The sequence below is a fragment of the Mycobacterium sp. genome (assembly GCF_035570115.1).
In the GTDB taxonomy this organism is placed as follows: Bacteria; Actinomycetota; Actinomycetes; order Mycobacteriales; family Mycobacteriaceae; genus Mycobacterium.
In genome coordinates this window covers 1-16,926 of the sequence record NZ_DATMLH010000045.1, presented here as the reverse complement: position 1 = coordinate 16,926, position 16,926 = coordinate 1, and the positions used below count along the sequence as shown (strand labels likewise).

Here is a 16,926-nt window from a genome sequence, read left to right as displayed (position 1 = left end):
GCCCTGCTGGTGTGGAAACGACCCAGGCAAATCGCGCCACTCGAACGGGAACACTTCGGCCAAGCCATCATCACCGGACTGGCATTCGTTAGCAACGCCCCGATATTTCGCAGGATCCTCTTGCACGCAGCGCTTTTCCTGTTCCCCGCCTCCGCCCTCTTGGCACTGCTGCCGGTGGTCGCCGCCCGCAGGTGGCACCTGGGAGCCAGTGGGTACGGCGTTTCGGTGGCGGCCGTCGGTTTGGGTGCCGTGCTCGCTGTCACAGTTGCCGGATTGATACGCCTGCGGCTGTCTGACAACCTGCAGCTAGCGGCGTCGGCCGCCGCCTACGGTGTGGCAATAGTGGCCGTAGCCTGGCTGCCGTTCGCCGCGGCGTTACCTTTCCTGGTGATCTCGGGGATGGCCTGGCTGATCACGCTGACAACGTTGAACGCAGCAGCCCAACTGACGCTGCCGCGCTGGGTTCGGGCCCGTGGATTGTCGGTGTATCTCTTGGTCGCCACCGGTTCTCAGGCGATCGGCTCCTACGTCTGGGGCGCCTTCGCGACGGGGGCGGGAGTCGACGTTGCGCTGCTCGGGTCGGCGGCGGGGCTGGGCGTCGTTGTCCTCAGCGTTGCCGTGCTGCCGCTGCGGCCGGCCACCGGGAAGATCAACGTCGAGGTTTCCAACGCGTGGCCGACACCGACGCTCATGTTTGAGCCACGTCCTCGGGACGGGCCGGTGCTGGTTGCCGTCCGCTACCGGGTGTCGGCCGAGAACCTCGAAAAGTTTGTCACCGCGATGGGCGATGTCCGGCGATCGCGGCTACGAACGGGCGGCCACAGTTGGCGGCTGTATCACAGCGTCGGGCAACCCGACATCTTCCTCGAGAGGTTCACCGTCGCATCCTGGAGCGAATTTGAGCTCCAACGCACCGAGCGCTGGCTGGACTACGACAGTGACGGCGTCACCAGGGCGATCGGCTATACCGTCGACAACGCCCGACAGCACCAGTACTACCTCGCTTTGCGTGTGCCCCGATGAGTTTTGCGATCAGGTGATTGGGCCAGGCGGTCCATCCTGGTCGGCGGTTCGATACCGTCCGCGCCCACGGTAACTTCGGTGAGATGACAGCGTCACCTCAAATCCAAGAGATCGCCGTGATCACCGGTGCGTCTACCGGCATTGGCGCGGCGACGGCACACGAACTGGCCCGGCGTGGGTTTCACGTCCTTGCGGGTGTCCGGCGCGACCGGGACGCCGACGCAATCCGGGGGCCGGGCATCGAGCCGCTGATCGTTGATATCACCAACCCGGACCACATCCGGGCGCTGGCTACTCGAGTGCACGGGGACCCGCAGGGACGGGCGGTGCGGGCGCTGGTAAACAACGCCGGAATCGGTGTCAACGTGCCGGTCGAGGCCTTCGCGATCGATGAGTGGCGACGCCTGTTCGAGGTCAACTTCTTCGGTCACATCGCCGTGACCCAAGCACTCCTGCCGGCCCTGATCCGCAGCAAGGGTCGCGTAGTCAACATCAGCTCAGTGGGCGGCAAGATCGCCATGGCCACCTACGGGCCCTACGCGGGCACGAAATTCGCGCTCGAAGCGGTCAGTGATTCCTTGCGACGTGAAATCGCTCCGTTCGGCGTCCACGTGGTCGTGGTCGAACCGGGCGCCGTGCGTACGGAAATGCCCGGCCGGGCGATCAGTAGCGCCCATCAGCTGGCGTCGACGATGACGGCCGAGCAGAATCAGCGCTACGCCGGGCTAGTACACGCCATCACCGCGCAGGCCGCGTCGCACACCAACTCGGGCCTGCCCGCTGACGCCGCGGCCAAGGTGATCGCCAAGGCGGTGACGGCGCGCAAGCCGCGCACTCGCTACACCATCGGGCGCGACGCCGCGTTGATCACCCGCTTAACGCGCATCCTGTCCGATCGGACAATCGACCGCGTCCTCGCCGCCGCGCTGCGTCCCCACTTTCCCAAGGAGAGCAAACCGATCTCGCCGTGGTGCGCACCCTTTTCGCGCGGACGGTCGATCACGTCGGTGTGATCGAGCTCCCGCCGATCACCTCACGGCACCAGCACAACTTTGCCGACGTTCTCTCGGGCAGCAAGGATTCGATGCGCTTCCGGCGCGTCGGCAAACGGCACGGCCGCGTGCACGATCGGAGCCGCGGTGCCGTCGGACAGCGCAGCTGACAGCGGCTCTATCCAGGGTTCAAGCGTGCCGCGGTCGTCCCACAAGCGCAGCATGTTGAGGCCGATGACGGTCTTGGAGTCGTTGAGCTGATTGATCAGGTTGAACCCGCGCACCATCGCCAGCGCCTGTGGTGCCGCCCGCCGCAGCGATCGCTTTTCGCCCTGCTGCAACGACGAGAGACCGTAGGCCACCAGCCGTCCGCCCGGGCGCAGCAGGTCGAATGACCGCCGCAACGACGTGCCGCCGAGCGCGTCCAGCACGATGTCGTACGGCTCCAGGCCTTTCCACCACCCGTCGCGGCGGTAGTCGATGGCCCGGTCGATGCCCAGTGCAGCGAGTTGGCTGTGCTTGCCGGGTGATGCGGTGCCGTCCACGATTGCACCCGCGGCCTTGGCGAGCTGAACGGCCGCGATGCCGACGCCTCCGGCCGCGGCGTGCACCAGCACTCGCTCGCCGGCGCGCAGCGAGCCGTAACCGTGCAGCGCTGCCCACGCCGTCGCGTAGTTGACCGGGACCGCGGCGCCCTGCTCGAAGCTCATCGACTCCGGAAGCACCACGGTGTCGTCCGCGGCGGCGTTGACGATTTCGGCGTAGCCGCCGAAACGTGTTCCGGCCAAGACGCGCTCGCCGACGCGTGCCGGATCGACGCCGTCTCCGACGGCTTCGATCGTCCCGGCTACCTCATAGCCGATCACACTCGGCACCTTCGGCGCGTCGGGGTACAACCCGACGCGAGCGAGGTGGTCGGCGAAGTTCACTCCCGCCGCGCGCACCGAAACCCGCACCTGGCCCGCCGAAGGCGGCGGGGGATCGGGGCGGTCCTGCACCTTGAGCACCGACGGAGGGCCGTGCTTGGTGATGACGACTGCGCGCATCGGCTACAGGTGACTTGCCGCGAAGGCCGCCGCCTGAGCCGGCATTCCGGAACTCGGATAGGACAGGTGTGCCGCGGAGAACTCCTCGTCGTGCGTGGGCGCCGCCAGAGCCCCGCCCGGGGTGCAGATGGCATCGCCGGGCGCACACATGTCGATGGCCTTGGCCCCATACCACGGGCTGGCCGTGCTTACCGGTGCTCCCAGATATCTGTCGGCTGGATTCCCGAAGAGGGCGAGCGCAGAGACGTGATCGGCCTGGTCCGCCGTAAGCGTCGCGGGGACGAAGCCCGCAATCGGGAATTGGGCGATGGTGATCTGATCGATCACCATCGCGCCCTGGGAGTATCCGCCGAGCACCATCTTGGTGTTGGGGCAGTTCGCGATCATGGACTCGACGTGCGCGCTCGCATCACTAGTGCCCGCGTTGACGGATGGCACGAAATCCTCTGAGGCGGGGTAGTTGACCGCATACACCCCGACGGACCTGCCACCAACCTGTGACCGCAGTGCATCGACGAATTCCCGTCCTACCACGCCGACACCGGGCGGTTCGGTGGTGGCGCGGGCGAACGTCACCTCAACGTCGGGGCACGGAGCGGCGGACGCGGGGGCGAGGTTGATCGGTGCGCTCAGCAGCGCCACCCAGATGGTCACCACCGCGGCGGCCAGGAAATTTGCAATTTGGCGCGCGCTCACGTCGCAATGCTGTCACATCGCGACGGGAATGTGGCACGTCTCTTTTGTGCGTATTGCGTTAGCCGCTGGACGGGTGCTGCATTGCAGGCGGGTCCAATCGCCGACCTGTTCATCGCGCTGATGCCGGGGGGATCGTTATCCACCACCTCTACAAGCCGGCGAGCGCGACACGGCTGGCCGAGGGGATGGTCGCGTTCGCCGAGGCTCAGCCCGGTGGGGCGAAGAACTCGAGCGCGACGCCGTCTGGGTCACGGAAGCTCAATCCCGAGCCGTAGGGTGCGTCGACGATCCCGCCGTGCTGGACGCCGAGCCCGTTGAGTCGGGCCATCCAGGTTTCCAGCTCGGCGCGGTCGCCGCAGCCGAAACCGACGTGGTCCAGGCCCACCCGGAACTCGCTGAATCGCTCGTCGGGGGCCGAAAGCTCGTGCTGGTGGATTCCGAATACCGTGCCGCCGTCAAGCAGCCAAACCAGGTGCCGGAATCCGGCGTCGGTGTGCTCGTCGAGCACCGGGTCGGCGTCGAACAGCGTCCGGTACCACGGGCCGCTGATTTTCATGTCGCGCACGGTGATCGCGACGTGGTTGAGTCCGGGGAAAGCCACGGGTCTGCTCCCTTCTGAGCATTTCAGACCTCCATAGTGTGATCTAGGTCGCAATGCGGGATCGATGAGGCGAGCGCCACATTTACTTCGGTCGACTAATTAGTCATGCTTGCTATATGACTTCACAGCTGACGCCCGAACGCACGACCTCCACTCCGGCGAAGACCGATGAAGCCCGCGAGCGCCCCTTGTTGCTGCAGCCGTGGTTTTTGATGGCGATACTGAGCATGGTTGCCATCGTGTTGGTCGTCGCAACCGGCTAGCCGTTACACGATTCGCCAGCCGCGCCGGGCGCGAAACCGCATATCCCACAGGTAGAGCCGATATCCCAGAATCCACGCTTGATGTGGAATCAGCCGGTCGGCCAGCCGCAGCGCGGCCAGCAACCATTCGAACCGGCGCTGCTGGGACTCGGCCCACTCCAGCCGCATCATCGCGCGGAACTCGGGGACCAAAAAGCCCGTCGTCGCGAACAGGTTGAACGATCCGGCGAGGGCGTGCAGCGGCCGCGGTAAGAACGCCATCGTCGCCACCCCGTGCAGATGCTCGCGCACCGGAGGATCGATGCGCAGGTCTTCCAGGGAGCGCTTCCAGTAGTCGTCGAATGCGACCCGGTCCGATGGCCACATGCCGTCGCGCACTTGAAGGGTAGTGCCCAGCCGCTTGGCGTCCTGGTAGACGGCATCCGCGGTGGCCTCGTCCAAGGGGCCGTACAGAAACTCGTGCTGGTCGACGAAATAGCGATACAGGCAGGCGGCCACCCATAACTGCAGCGCGGGATCGAATGCGTTGTAGGGCACTGGGCTTGACGACGTCGACCGCACCTGCCGGTGAGCGGTGTCGACTGCAGCGCGGATCAGTTCGCGGTCCGCATCGGTGCCGATAGTTGCCACGGCCAGATACGTCCCGGTGGTACGCGCCCGTTTGAACGGATGCTTGTAGACGTTGCCGCTGTCGACCGGGCTTTCCAACACGCCATAGCCGACACCCGGCAACGACAGCTGCATGATCACATTCGCGGCCGGCAGCAACACCGCCGCGGGGTTCAGCAAGTCGGCGACCCGGGTGGTGTGCCGCTTCATCGCGGCCCGTGCCTACCAGAAGGCTCCATCAACCGAGTAGACCACGTGTGAGACGCTGCCGGAATGTTTGGGCCGACGCGGCATCCCAGGCTTGCCGGTGTGCTGGCCGGCTGCCTGGCCGACCTCGTACTGGCCGACCCGCGGGCGGGGCATCCAGTCGCAGGATTCGGTGCCGCCGCAGCGACGGTGGAGCGGGTCATCTACCGCGATACCCGGATCGCCGGCGCCGCCCACGTCGGCGTGCTGGTGGGCGCGGTGAGCCTGCTCGGCGCCGCGGTGCAGCGGGATGCTCGACGGCGCGGTCCGCGGTGGGCAGTCGCCGCGACCGCGGTGGCGACGTGGATAGCGCTGGGCGGAACGTCCCTGACGCGCACCGGCTTGGCAATGGGCGAGCTCTTGAGCCGCGACGATGTGGACGGCGCCAAAAGGCTGTTGCCCTCGCTGTGCGGGCGTGACCCGGCGCAGCTCGACGCCGCCGGTCTGATGCGGGCATCGCTGGAGTCGGTTGCCGAGAACACCTCGGACGCCCACGTCGCGCCGCTGCTGTGGGCGACGGTGGGCGGCGCGCCCGCGGTCCTTGGATACCGCGCCGTCAACACACTCGACTCGATGGTCGGCCACCGCTCGCCGCGCTATGTCCGATTCGGTTGGGCCGCAGCTCGCCTGGATGACGCGGCGAACTATGTCGCCGCGCGGGTGACCGCGGCGCTGGTGGTGTTGTGCGCACCGGTCGTCGACGGATCGCCATCGGGTGCCGTGCGTGCCTGGCGTCGTGACGCCGCCCGTCATCCCAGCCCCAACGCCGGCGTCGTGGAGGCGGCATTCGCGGGGGCGCTGGGCGTACGCCTCGGCGGGCCCACGCAGTACCAGTACGAATTGCAGATCCGGCCCACCCTCGGCGAGGGAATCCCGCCATCGGTGGCCGACCTGCGCCGCGCGGTGCGGCTCTCGCGGGCGGTGCAGGCGGGCGCCACGTTGCTGTGCCTTGCCGTCAGCGCCGCCGTCCGTAGCGATCGGTGAGCTTCTCCTCGACGGTCGCGGGCCTAGTGGGCTCCGTCGGCGGTGTCTGACTCTTCTCGAGGCGGCGGGCCCGGATCTCGGCGTACACGAAATAGCCCAGCAGGATCGGTGCGACGACGCCGAACGTGATCCACTGGATGCCGTAGGACAGAAACGGCCCCGCGTCAAGGTGGGGGAGGCCGATCACGCCGAGCCCGCCGGGCTGGTTGTCCACCAATTGCAGATATGACCCGGCCAGCGGGACTCCGATCAGCGTCGCTATCTGGCTGACATCGATCGAATACACCTGCCGCACACCGCCACTGATAAAGGACTCCTTGTCCAGCACCGGCCGCTCGGAGTCGCGCAGCCGCGCTGTAATGGTCACCGTCTCACGCGGAAGCGGGGGGGTCGATGGTAGCCGCGACCCCGGCGCGGGCCGCACGTAGCCGCGGTCGACCAAGACGCTGGGGCCGCCGTCGACCATGAAAGGCACCAGCACCTCCAGCGCCGGCTCCCCGTCGGCCACCCGCAGCCGGGCCACCAGCTGCTTATCCGGCAGGTAGTGGCCAGTTGCCGTCACCCTGCGCCACTGCGCGTCGGGCGCAGATGAATCTTGCTGCGGCAACAGGGTTTTCAGCGGCGCCGGTGCGGTCGTCAGGGATTGCTGGATCTGGTTGTTCTCCCGAGACGTCTTGGTGTTTTTCCCGAGCTGCCACGGCGCAAGCACGCTGAAACACAAGTACGTGAACGCGATGACCACCACCGCCAGCGCCACCCAGCCCGGCCGCAGGAGAAACAAGAGCCGACGCATCAGGGAGGTCCGTGTTGGGTAAGTCGCTCGTCGACCCAGTTGTGCAGACCCGGCAAAGAGGCCTCGATGGCGGCGAAAACCGCTTCGAAGTCGTCGTGGTCGCCGTAATAGGGGTCATCAACGTCGAGAACATAAGCGCCGGACCGAGGGTCGAAGGATCGCAGCATCCGGATGCGGTCGGCCACGACACCAAGCTGCTCGAGAAGCCAGACGTGGTTGCGGGCCAGCGCGACCACCAGGTCGGCTTCGATGTGATCGATGCCGATTTGCGCCGCGCGGTGGTCGGTGGGGTAGCCGTGCGCGCGCAGGACGCGGTTGGCGCGCTCGTCGGCGGACTTGCCCACATGCCAGCCGGCGGTTCCCGCACTGGTCACCCGCACCGTGTCGTGCAGACCGCGCTGGCAGATCTGGTGGGCGAACATCTTCTCGGCCATCGGTGACCGGCAGATGTTGCCGGTGCAGACGAACGTGATGTGCAGCTTGTACTCAGCCTGACGACGATGCAGGCCCGTCTGGGCCTGAGGAGGAGTTGGGCGATCAGACTCAGACACCTAACGCCCTCCGCAGTTCGGCGACCGTCGCGACGTGCACCGCACCGCTCGTGTCGGTGGCATCGGCGAAGTCGGCTTGGCCATATCCCCAACCGACCACGACTACATCGAGGCCATGTGCGGCCGCGCCTTCGACATCGTGCAGGCGGTCGCCCACCATGAGCACCCGTTCCGGAAGCGGCTGCAGTTGTGCCAGCGCGTGCCCCAGCACGTCAGCCTTGGTGGCACGGGTGCCGTCGACGCTGGCTCCCGCGACGACCTCGAAGTGCTCGTCAAGCCCGAAATGCGCGAGAATCCGCCGTGCGGTCGGCTCCGCCTTGGAAGTGGCCACGGCGAGCCGGATGCCCGCCGCCCGCAGGTCGGCCAGCAGGGGGCCGATCCCGTCGAAGAGGCTGTTGATCGCCCAGCCGCGGGTGGTGTAGTCGGCACGGTAGGCGGCAATCGCGGCATCGGTGTGCTCGCCCAGCCCCATCGCAGAGAAGGTGTGGTGCATCGGCGGGCCGACGATCCGGCTGGTCAGATCACCCTCGGGCACGGCAGCGCCGATCTGGCCGAGCGCGTGGCGAAAGCTGGACACGATGCCGTCAGCGGAGTCGGTCAGCGTGCCGTCTAGGTCGAAGATCACTAGCTGCGGCTTTGCGGCGGCCGGTGACGATGCGCGCCGCGAAGCGGTGGGCTGAGGAGGCGGCCAATTTGGCTCCGCCGGTGACGATGCGCGCCGCGAAGCGGCGTGCTGTGCGGGCGGCCAATTTGGCTCCGCCGAAATCCTGCTTGTCACGTTCCTATTGTCCAAGATGGTGCGACCTGCCCTTGACCATGTCCCGATACCTGCCCTCGTCGCGAAGTCGTTAGTGTTTCAGACGTGGCGAGTCTGGATCCGAGCGCGGCGAGTGCGCTCGCAGCGGCGCGCTACCACGGCGATCAAGCCGCCGAACCGGGCATGCTCGATTTCGCCGTCAACGTCCGTCACCCGCAACCGCCGGCCTGGCTGGTGGAACGGCTGGCCGCACGGTTGCCGGATCTGGCGCGTTACCCCGGCACCGACGACGAGCGCGCGGCGATACAGGCCGTCGCGGACCGTCACGTTCGTGAACGCGACGAGGTCGCGCTGTTGACCGGGGCCGCCGAGGGATTTGCGTTACTTCCCAACCTGCGCCCGAGGCTGGCGGCGGTGATTGCGCCGTCGTTCACCGAGCCGGCGGTGGCGCTGAGGTCGGCCGGTGTCCGCGTGCACCACGTCGTGCTCGATCGGCCGTTCGGCCTGGCCGGCGCGCAGGTGCCCGACGATGCCGATCTCGTCGTGGTAGGCAACCCCACAAACCCGACGTCGGTGCTGCACTCCCGCGAGCAGATCCTCGCGTTACGCCGACCCGGGCGGATAGTCGTGGTGGACGAGGCGTTCGCCGATTCGGTTCCCGGCGAGCCGGCATCACTGGCCGACGACCCGCGGCCCGACGTGCTGGTATTGCGCAGCCTGACCAAGACGTGGTCGCTGGCGGGGCTGCGGGTGGGCTACGCACTGGGTGCGCCCGAGCTGCTGGCCCGGCTGACCGCTCAACGCGCCCACTGGCCGGTGGGCACGCTGCAACTGACGGCCATCGCGGCGTGTTGTGCGCCCGACGCCGTGGCCGAAGCCGCGGCGGACGCCCGGCGGATCGCGGCGCTGCGCACCGAGATGGTGTCCGGCCTCGGATCAGCGGGTGTCGAACCAGTCGATGGCTGTGCACCATTCGTCCTGTTCACCGTTCCGGATGCCGAATTAGTGCGAAAGCACCTGCACGCCAACGGAATTGCGGTGCGGCGATGTGATACGTTCGTCGGCTTGGACGGCCGATATCTGCGGGCCGCGGTCCGACCGGAGTGGCCCGTGCTCGTCGAGGCGATCGCCGACATGGCCAAGAGTGGGGTACTTCGATGACTGTGCGGCTGGCCGAGGTCATCGATGTGCTGGACGCGGCCTACCCGCCTCGGCTTGCCCAGTCGTGGGATTCGGTTGGCCTGGTCTGCGGCGATCCCGACGACGTGCTGAGCTCGGTGACGATCGCAGTCGACGCCACGGCTGCGGTGGTCGACGAGGTTCCCGACGGTGGACTGCTGCTGGCTCACCATCCGCTGCTGTTGCGCGGGGTGGACACGGTGGCGGCCAGTACGGTCAAAGGTGCGTTGGTGCACCGGCTGATCCGTTCCGGCCGCTCGCTGTTCACCGCGCACACCAACGCCGACTCGGCATCGCCGGGCGTGTCCGACGCATTGGCGCAAGCGCTCGGGTTGACCGTCGAGTCGGTGCTGGAACCGTCGCCCGCGGTGCCCGATCTGGACAAGTGGGTGATATTCGTACCGCCGGAGAATGCGGAGGCGGTGCGGGAGGCGGTTTTCGCGGCCGGGGCCGGCAGAATCGGCGACTATTCCCACTGCAGTTGGAGCGTCACCGGCACCGGCCAGTTTTTGCCGGAGGACGGGGCGTCTCCCGCTATCGGCAGCGTCGGCACCGCGGAGCGAGTCGTCGAGGACCGAGTCGAAGTGATCGCACCTGCGGGGGCACGGCGGGAGGTGCTCGCGGCGATGCGCGCGGCGCATCCCTACGAGGAGCCGGCGTTTGACATCGTCGCGCTGGCGCCGCCGCCCGCCGACGTCGGGTTAGGGCGAATAGGCTCGTTGATTCAGCCAGAGTCGTTGAGCGCGTTCGTCTCCCGTGTCAAGGCAAGCCTGCCGCGAACGTCGTGGGGAGTGCGGGCCGCGGGCGATCCAGACACAACCGTGTCCCGCGTCGCGGTTTGCGGAGGTGCCGGCGACTCGCTGCTGGACACCGCGTCGTCCGCCGGCGTGCAGGCTTATGTCACCGCCGACTTGCGCCATCACCCCGCCGACGAGCACCGTCGCGCTTCCGATGTGGCCTTGATCGATGTCGCGCATTGGGCCAGCGAATACCCTTGGTGTGCACAGGCCGGCGATGTCCTGCGGTCGGCTTTCGGTGCCGCCCTTACGGTGCGGGTGTGCTCCATCCGCACCGATCCGTGGAACGTCGACAACGACAACGGGGGTGAGTAGCGGTGAAAGCCGCAGTCACGCAACAGCGCTCGCTGCTGGAAATTGCGGAGCTGGACGCTGAACTGTCCAGGATCGCGCACCGTGCCAGCCACCTGCCTGAGCGTCAAGATATTGACCGAATGCAAACTGACCAGGCCGCGGCCAATGACCGGCTGGGCGCTCTGCAAATCGCGTTGGAAGACATGGACGCTCAGGTGTCACGGTTCGAGTCGGAGATCGACGCGGTGCGCCAGCGTGAGGACCGCGACCGTTCGTTGCTCCAATCGGTAGCAGACGCCAAGCAATTATCGGAGTTGCAGCACGAGCTGGATACCCTGCAACGCCGCCAGTCCAGCTTGGAGGATTCGCTGTTGGAGGTGATGGAACAGCGCGAGCAGTTGCAGTCGCAACAGACCGCTGAGGCGGCGGCGATTGAAACGCTGCAAGCCGATTTGGCCGCCGCGCAGCAGGCGCTCGACGGCGCACTCGACGAAATCGACCAAAATCGCGGGGTTCACGCAACGCGGCGCGACGAGCTCACCGCCGCGTTGGATCCCGAGCTGATCGCGCTTTACGAACGACAGCGTGCCGGCGGCGGCCCCGGTGCAGGGCCACTCCTGGGCCGTCGTTGCGGAGCCTGCCGGATCGAGATCGACCGCGGCGAGTTGTCCAGGATCTCGTCGGCCGCAGAAGATGATGTGCTGCGGTGTCCCGAGTGCGGCGCAATCTTGTTGCGTGTCAAAGGCGTTGGTCAGTGATGGTGTTGAAGGTAATTATCGAAGCCGATGGCGGGTCGCGCGGTAATCCGGGGCCGGCGGGCTACGGGTCGGTGGTCTGGACAGCGGATCGGTCGACCGTTTTGGCTGAGAGCAAGCAGGCGATCGGCTATGCCACCAACAACGTCGCCGAATATCGGGGCCTGATAGCCGGTTTGGAAGAGGCGGCGAAGCTGAAGGCCAGCGAGGTCGCGGTGTCGATGGATTCCAAGCTGGTGGTCGAGCAGATGTCCGGGCGCTGGCGCGTCAAGCATCCCGACCTGGCGGCGCTCAACGCCACGGCCCGCGCGCTGGCTTCAGGGTTCGAGCGGGTCGACTACACATGGATTCCGCGGGCACAGAACTCCTACGCCGATCGGCTGGCCAACGAGGCGATGGACGCTGCCGCAGCGGCGGAAGAGCAGCCAAAGAACGGCGATTCGGCGACGGCGGCGCAACCCAGCGAGAACCCGTCGCCGCCGGGCTGGACCGGCGCGCGCGGTAGTGCCACCCGGCTGTTGTTGCTGCGTCACGGCCAGACCGAGCTGTCGGTGCAGCGGCGTTACTCGGGACGCGGCAATCCGGGGCTGACCGAGCTTGGGCGGCAGCAAGCCGATGCGGCGGCCCGGTATCTCGGGCAGCGTGGCGGTATCTCGGCAGTGGTCGCCTCGCCCCTGCAACGCTGCTACGACACCGCGACGGCGGCGGCCAAAGCCCTGGGCTTGGACTTGACCGTCGACGACGATCTGATCGAGACCGATTTCGGCGCGTGGGAAGGCTTGACGTTCGCTGAGGCAGCCGAGCGCGATCCCGAATTGCATCGACGGTGGCTGCGCGACACCAGCACAGAACCCCCGGGTGGGGAAAGCTTCGATCACGTCAACCAGCGAGTCTGCCGGGTGCGGGACCGGATCGTGGCTGAGTACGGCGGCACCACGGTGCTGGTGGTGTCACATGTGACCCCGATCAAAATGCTGCTGCGACAAGCCCTCGATGTCGGGCCAAACATCCTTTACCGGCTACATCTGGACCTGGCCTCGTTGAGCATCGCCGAGTTCTACCCGGACGGTGCGTCATCGGTGCGGCTGGTCAACCAGACCGGGTATCTGAGTTAGACGTCGCGGACATCGGGGTAGGCAGGCATTCATGGAATGGGCGACACATCATGCGGTGGCGATCGGATCGGCACTGCTCGCTGCATTCTTTGCTGCGGTAGGAATTGTCATCCGGCAGCGCGCGATCCAAGCAGAGGCAGCCCACCGGGACGACGCGGGCACGATTGTGACGTCGTGGGTTCGGCAGCCGGCATGGTGGGCGGGAACACTGGTCGCGGTCAGCGGGTATGCCTTCCAGGCGATCGCGTTGGCGCATGGATCGTTGTTGCTTGTGCAGCCACTGCTGGTGTCCTCGCTGTTGTTCGTCCTGCCGCTGGGTGCGAGGTTCTCCAAACAGCATGTGACCGCGGCTGATTGGTGTTGGGCGCTGCTGCTGACCGCAGCGCTCATAGTTTTCGTCCTGGTCGGACAGCCGCGCGAAGGCCACTATCGGCCGCCCGTACCCGCGTGGAGCGTGGCGCTGGCCGGCGCGGTCCCGGTGGTGATCCTCTGTGTGGTGGCGGCCCATCGAACCGTTGGTCGAACACGTGCCATGCTGTTGGCCACCGCCGTCGCTGTGTTGGTGGGCGTGATCGCGGTTCTGACAAAAGTCAGCGTTCACCACCTCGCCATGCACGGGTGGCGTGGGCTACTCACGGTGCCGGCGCCTTATTTGCTTATCGTGCTGGCCGTCGCGGTAACGGTGTTGCAGCAGTCGGCATTTCATGCCGGCGCATTGCAAGCGTCCGTACCAGTCATGCTGGTCGGTGAGCCCATGGTGGCGGTGCTGCTAGGTGTCGTGATACTCGGTGAGCATCTGGCGGTCCGGGGTGCCGGAGCCCTGATACTGGCGGCCGCAATAATCGCGATGACGGCCGCCACCGTCGCGCTGGGTCGCGATTCGGTTCCTCGCACTACGGAGGTCGTCGATCCGGCGGCAGCACTCCCGCAACCGGCATCGGATGCGACTTCAACTGGCTAGCCGCCAGGCGATCGACCGGTCTGGGCGCTCTGTGCCGTTCAGGCGGCGTCGTGAAAGATCAGGCCCAACGCGTAGCGCTCGCCCGAACGCACGACGGACAAGCCATGGCGGACCGGTGCGGCCGACCAGCCGCGCGCCGACCGCACGGGCCGGTCGCGGGTGGTGAACAGGTAGCCGTAGCCCTGCGGCAGTTGGGTTGCGGTGCCGCGTGATTGGGCTCGTGGCCGCTGTTCCACGAGCATGAATTCGCCGCCGGTGTACTCGGTGTCCGAGCTGCTCAGGTTGATCACCACCTGAAGCGGAAACACCAAGTCCCCGTAGAGGTCTCGGTGCAGAGCATTCCAGTCGTTCGCCCCGTATTTGAGCACCAGGGCTGTCGGTCTCGTCTGGCCGGCGGCATGGCACATATCCAGCCATTCGTCGAGGCTGTCCGGCCACGGAGCTTCCCGCCCCAGCTTGGCCCACCAGTCCCGGGCGATCGGTAACAGCCGCGGATACAGCGCCTGCTTAAGGTGCTCGATCGGTTCCGGATAAGGCGCGCGGAAATACCGATACTGGCCGGAGCCGTAGCGACGAGGCACCATGTCGATGGTGGCGCGGAACAGTTGATCTCTCGCGTACAGATTGCGCAGCCGCTTGGCCTCGGTGGGTGTCAGGAGCCGGGGGAGCAGCGCCCCGCCGTAGTCGTCGACGGCAGCGGCGATGGACTGCCAGTCGCCGGCCTCGACGCGGTTGTCCCATCGGGTCGCCGGCATCAGCTGCGCCCTCCTTTGCTCGCTCTTCTGTAGACGATAGGGATGCCTGGCACGTGAGGACCATTCTTGTCGGCGCCGCCAGCTATACTCGAATGTATGTTCGATGACCTGGCGATGATCGATCCGGCCTGCGAGGAGTCGGCGCTGGTCGAGCGCATCGCCGAGTTGGAACGGGTCAAATCGGCCGCAGCGGCGGGCCAGGCGCGAGCCGCGGCTGCATTGGACGCGGCACGCCGGGTCACCGAGAGCGCGGCGGGTGTACCGGCGGCGCGGCGCGGACGCGGGGTCGCCAGCGAGATCGCGCTGGCCCGACGAGATTCACCTGCCCGGGGTAGCCGCCATCTCGGCTTCGCCAAGGCGCTGGTGCACGAGATGCCGCACACCCTGGCCGCATTGGAGGCCGGGGTATTGACGGAGTGGCGGGCCACGCTCATCGTGCGCGAAAGCGCCTGCCTGGACGTCGAGGACCGGCGCGCCCTGGATGCCGAGTTGTGCGCCGACCCGGCCGGCCTGGACGGCATGGGCGACGCGCGGGTGGCGGCGGCGGCCAAGACGATCGCTTACCGGCTCGATCCGCACGCGGTCGTCGACCGGGCCGCCAAAGCCGAAACCGAACGCACCGTGACCATTCGGCCCGCACCCGACACGATGACGTATCTGACGGCGCTTTTGCCTGTGGCCCAAGGTGTGTCGGTGTACGCAGCGCTGCGACGGGAGGCCGATGTCTGCGCGGACGGGCGTTCACGTGGCCAGGTGATGGCCGACACGCTGGTGGAGCGAGTCACTGGGCGAACCGCAGCGACGGCGACGCCGATCGCGGTCAACCTGGTGTTATCGGACGAGACTCTGTTGGGCGGTTCCAGCGCACCCGCAGATGTCTTCGGCTACGGTCCCATCCCGGCGGCGGTCGCCCGCGGACTGGTCATGGGCGCGGTCACGGATTCACGGTCGCGAGCCACGCTGCGTCGGCTTTACGCTGATCCGGGCTCTGGGGGGCTGGTGGCCATGGAGTCGCGGGCCAGATTGTTTCCTCGCGGGCTGGCTGCCTTTATCGGGCTGCGGGATCAGCGCTGCCGCACGCCCTTCTGCGACGCGCCAATCCGCCACCGCGACCATGCACGGCCATGGGCCGATGGCGGCGAAACCAGTGCGGTCAACGGGCTGGGCTTATGCGAGCGATGCAACTACGTCAAAGATGTCGCCGGCTGGCACGTAGAACCGAGTGTCGATGAAATATACAGACACACCGTGGAATTAATTACTCCGACGGGCGCCCAGTATCGCTCGGGAGCACCTCGGCTGCCACGAGCGCCGGTGCGTCCGGAAATCAGTGAGATGGAAATCGCCGTCGGGATAGCAATCTCGGAATTACATGCCGCATAGACAGGCGCTGGCCCCCGCATTGCGCATTTAGTACCGTGTTAGCGCGGACGAGTTGGCTGGGCGGCCGCGGCTCGCACGTCGAGTCGAGGAAAGTCCGGACTTCACGGAGCAGGGTGATTGCTAACGGCAATCCGAGGTGACTCGCGGGAAAGTGCCACAGAAAATAAACCGCCACCCTTGTGGTGGTAAGGGTGAAACGGTGCGGTAAGAGCGCACCAGCATTCCGGGTGACCGGAATGGCTCGGCAAACCCCACCCGAAGCAAGGCCAAGAAGACCGCACTACGGTGCGGTCGCGCAGGCGCCAGAGGGTTGCTCGCCCGAGCCTGCGGGTAGGCCGCTTGAGGCACCCGGCGACGGTGTGTCCAGATGGATGGTCGCCGCCGCGCTACCAGATAGCGCGGGACAGAATCCGGCTTACAGGCCAACTCGCCCGCCCCAGACCTGTAGCCTGCGTGTTCAGCTAGTGGAACCGCTTTCCGTCCGCAGCCCGTCCGCAATAGATTCAGCGCCGAGTACCGAATCGATCGCGTCCCGTGTCCGGTCGTCAGAATCCCGCCACAGGTGGGAGTACGTGTCCAGCGTCTCGACCCCGCTGACGTGGCCGAGACGGGATTGCGTAGTTTTCACGCTCTCCCCGTGCCGGATTAGCAAACTTGCATAGTAATGGCGCAGCGCGTGAAACCCGTCCCGGCCCGAGGATAGTTCCCGGCATCCTCGGCGCGGCCGAGCCCATCGCCTTCCTAGCTGGCAGTTGCTCGGCGATGACCGAATTATCCGAGTCGTGCGTCGCGCAGAGCTTCCCCGCGTTACTCTTTGCCGATGATCGCGGGCGAGAAGGCGCCTGACTTCACTCTGTACGACCACACCGGTCGGCCTCGGACGCTGTCCGCGCTCCTTTTCGAAGGGCCGGTTGTGCTGTTCTTCTTCCCAATAGCGTCCTCACCGATCTGTACAGCACAGGCTTGTCATTTTCGGGACCTGAGTGACGAATTCGCCAGGGTGGGCGCCCAGCGGGTGGGCATCAGCACCGACACCGTCGACAAGCAGGCCCACTTCGCCCAACAGCGCTCGTTCGACTATCCGCTGCTCTCCGACGCGGACGGCGTGGTGTCCGAGCTGTTCGGG

Annotated in this window: 19 protein-coding genes and 1 other RNA gene; 12 read left to right on the top strand and 8 right to left on the bottom strand. The window is 66.7% G+C overall.

The window, feature by feature from the left end:
- The coding region (locus VNW74_RS03060) for an MFS transporter (protein WP_325675136.1) at positions 1 to 1,023 on the top strand (1,023 nt) is incomplete at its 5' end.
- Between the two features lie 83 nt (positions 1,024 to 1,106).
- Entirely contained in the window at positions 1,107 to 2,036 is a 930-nt protein-coding gene (locus tag VNW74_RS03055) for an SDR family oxidoreductase (RefSeq protein WP_325675135.1), read from the top strand.
- Positions 2,037 to 2,056: 20 nt separating this feature from the next.
- On the opposite strand, the gene VNW74_RS03050 is transcribed toward VNW74_RS03055, so the two are convergent.
- From VNW74_RS03050 to VNW74_RS03040, 3 genes are all read right to left on the bottom strand, one after another.
- Positions 2,057 to 3,061: a zinc-binding dehydrogenase gene (locus VNW74_RS03050; protein WP_325675134.1), complete on the bottom strand. Its 1,005-nt coding sequence runs from the start codon at positions 3,059 to 3,061 to the stop codon at positions 2,057 to 2,059.
- A 3-nt stretch (positions 3,062 to 3,064) separates the two neighbouring features.
- The gene (locus VNW74_RS03045) at positions 3,065 to 3,757 is read right to left on the bottom strand and encodes a cutinase family protein (protein WP_325675133.1); all 693 of its coding nucleotides are present in this window, start codon (positions 3,755 to 3,757) and stop codon (positions 3,065 to 3,067) included.
- A gap of 205 nt (positions 3,758 to 3,962) precedes the next feature.
- The gene (locus VNW74_RS03040) at positions 3,963 to 4,358 is read right to left on the bottom strand and encodes a VOC family protein (RefSeq protein WP_325675132.1); all 396 of its coding nucleotides are present in this window, start codon (positions 4,356 to 4,358) and stop codon (positions 3,963 to 3,965) included.
- A gap of 116 nt (positions 4,359 to 4,474) precedes the next feature.
- Between VNW74_RS03040 and VNW74_RS03035 the strand changes: the two genes are divergently transcribed.
- Positions 4,475 to 4,621: a hypothetical protein gene (locus VNW74_RS03035; protein ID WP_325675131.1), complete on the top strand. Its 147-nt coding sequence runs from the start codon at positions 4,475 to 4,477 to the stop codon at positions 4,619 to 4,621.
- Between the two features lie 3 nt (positions 4,622 to 4,624).
- Here VNW74_RS03035 and VNW74_RS03030 read toward each other — a convergent pair whose 3' ends face one another.
- Positions 4,625 to 5,440, bottom strand: coding sequence for an oxygenase MpaB family protein (locus VNW74_RS03030; protein WP_325675130.1), 816 nt, complete (start codon positions 5,438 to 5,440; stop codon positions 4,625 to 4,627).
- A gap of 63 nt (positions 5,441 to 5,503) precedes the next feature.
- Here VNW74_RS03030 and VNW74_RS03025 point away from each other — a divergent pair, with 63 nt between their 5' ends.
- Positions 5,504 to 6,460, top strand: coding sequence for a cobalamin biosynthesis protein (locus tag VNW74_RS03025; RefSeq protein ID WP_325675129.1), 957 nt, complete (start codon positions 5,504 to 5,506; stop codon positions 6,458 to 6,460).
- Here the strand turns inward: VNW74_RS03025 and VNW74_RS03020 are convergent.
- The 3 genes from VNW74_RS03020 to VNW74_RS03010 form a co-directional block, all read right to left on the bottom strand.
- Positions 6,432 to 7,253: an SURF1 family protein gene (locus VNW74_RS03020; RefSeq protein ID WP_325675128.1), complete on the bottom strand. Its 822-nt coding sequence runs from the start codon at positions 7,251 to 7,253 to the stop codon at positions 6,432 to 6,434. The genes VNW74_RS03025 and VNW74_RS03020 overlap by 29 nt on opposite strands.
- A complete protein-coding gene (locus tag VNW74_RS03015) occupies positions 7,253 to 7,732 on the bottom strand; it encodes a low molecular weight protein-tyrosine-phosphatase (RefSeq protein ID WP_325675138.1) in 480 nt (159 codons plus the stop codon). Before VNW74_RS03015 ends, VNW74_RS03020 begins: the two co-directional genes overlap by 1 nt.
- Positions 7,733 to 7,796: 64 nt before the next feature.
- The gene (locus tag VNW74_RS03010; RefSeq protein ID WP_414686585.1) at positions 7,797 to 8,570 is read right to left on the bottom strand and encodes an HAD-IA family hydrolase; all 774 of its coding nucleotides are present in this window, start codon (positions 8,568 to 8,570) and stop codon (positions 7,797 to 7,799) included.
- Between the two features lie 96 nt (positions 8,571 to 8,666).
- On the opposite strand from VNW74_RS03010, the gene cobC reads away from it, so the two are divergent.
- The 5 genes from cobC to VNW74_RS02985 are packed head-to-tail and all read left to right on the top strand — an operon-like array spanning position 8,667 to position 13,662.
- The gene (gene cobC / locus VNW74_RS03005; protein ID WP_325675126.1) at positions 8,667 to 9,722 is read left to right on the top strand and encodes an Rv2231c family pyridoxal phosphate-dependent protein CobC; all 1,056 of its coding nucleotides are present in this window, start codon (positions 8,667 to 8,669) and stop codon (positions 9,720 to 9,722) included.
- Positions 9,719 to 10,852 carry a Nif3-like dinuclear metal center hexameric protein gene (locus VNW74_RS03000; RefSeq protein WP_325675125.1) on the top strand — a complete coding sequence of 378 codons (1,134 nt, stop codon included), beginning with the start codon at positions 9,719 to 9,721 and terminating at the stop codon, positions 10,850 to 10,852. Before cobC ends, VNW74_RS03000 begins: the two co-directional genes overlap by 4 nt.
- A gap of 2 nt (positions 10,853 to 10,854) precedes the next feature.
- Positions 10,855 to 11,589: a zinc ribbon domain-containing protein gene (locus tag VNW74_RS02995; RefSeq protein WP_325675124.1), complete on the top strand. Its 735-nt coding sequence runs from the start codon at positions 10,855 to 10,857 to the stop codon at positions 11,587 to 11,589.
- A 5-nt stretch (positions 11,590 to 11,594) separates the two neighbouring features.
- The gene (locus VNW74_RS02990) at positions 11,595 to 12,701 is read left to right on the top strand and encodes a bifunctional RNase H/acid phosphatase (protein WP_325675137.1); all 1,107 of its coding nucleotides are present in this window, start codon (positions 11,595 to 11,597) and stop codon (positions 12,699 to 12,701) included.
- 31 nt (positions 12,702 to 12,732) lie between these two features.
- On the top strand, positions 12,733 to 13,662 hold the full coding sequence (locus VNW74_RS02985; RefSeq protein ID WP_325675123.1) for a DMT family transporter: 930 nt from the start codon (positions 12,733 to 12,735) through the stop codon (positions 13,660 to 13,662).
- Between the two features lie 38 nt (positions 13,663 to 13,700).
- On the opposite strand, the gene VNW74_RS02980 is transcribed toward VNW74_RS02985, so the two are convergent.
- Positions 13,701 to 14,417 carry a 2OG-Fe(II) oxygenase gene (locus VNW74_RS02980; protein WP_325675122.1) on the bottom strand — a complete coding sequence of 239 codons (717 nt, stop codon included), beginning with the start codon at positions 14,415 to 14,417 and terminating at the stop codon, positions 13,701 to 13,703.
- A 96-nt stretch (positions 14,418 to 14,513) separates the two neighbouring features.
- Here VNW74_RS02980 and VNW74_RS02975 point away from each other — a divergent pair, with 96 nt between their 5' ends.
- The 3 genes from VNW74_RS02975 to VNW74_RS02965 all read left to right on the top strand — a co-directional run.
- Positions 14,514 to 15,800: a DUF222 domain-containing protein gene (locus tag VNW74_RS02975; protein ID WP_325675121.1), complete on the top strand. Its 1,287-nt coding sequence runs from the start codon at positions 14,514 to 14,516 to the stop codon at positions 15,798 to 15,800.
- Positions 15,801 to 15,848: 48 nt separating this feature from the next.
- An RNA gene (rnpB, locus tag VNW74_RS02970) (RNase P RNA component class A) lies at positions 15,849 to 16,234 on the top strand.
- Positions 16,235 to 16,620: 386 nt separating this feature from the next.
- On the top strand, positions 16,621 to 16,926 hold a 306-nt coding region (locus VNW74_RS02965; protein WP_325675120.1), incomplete at its 3' end, for a peroxiredoxin.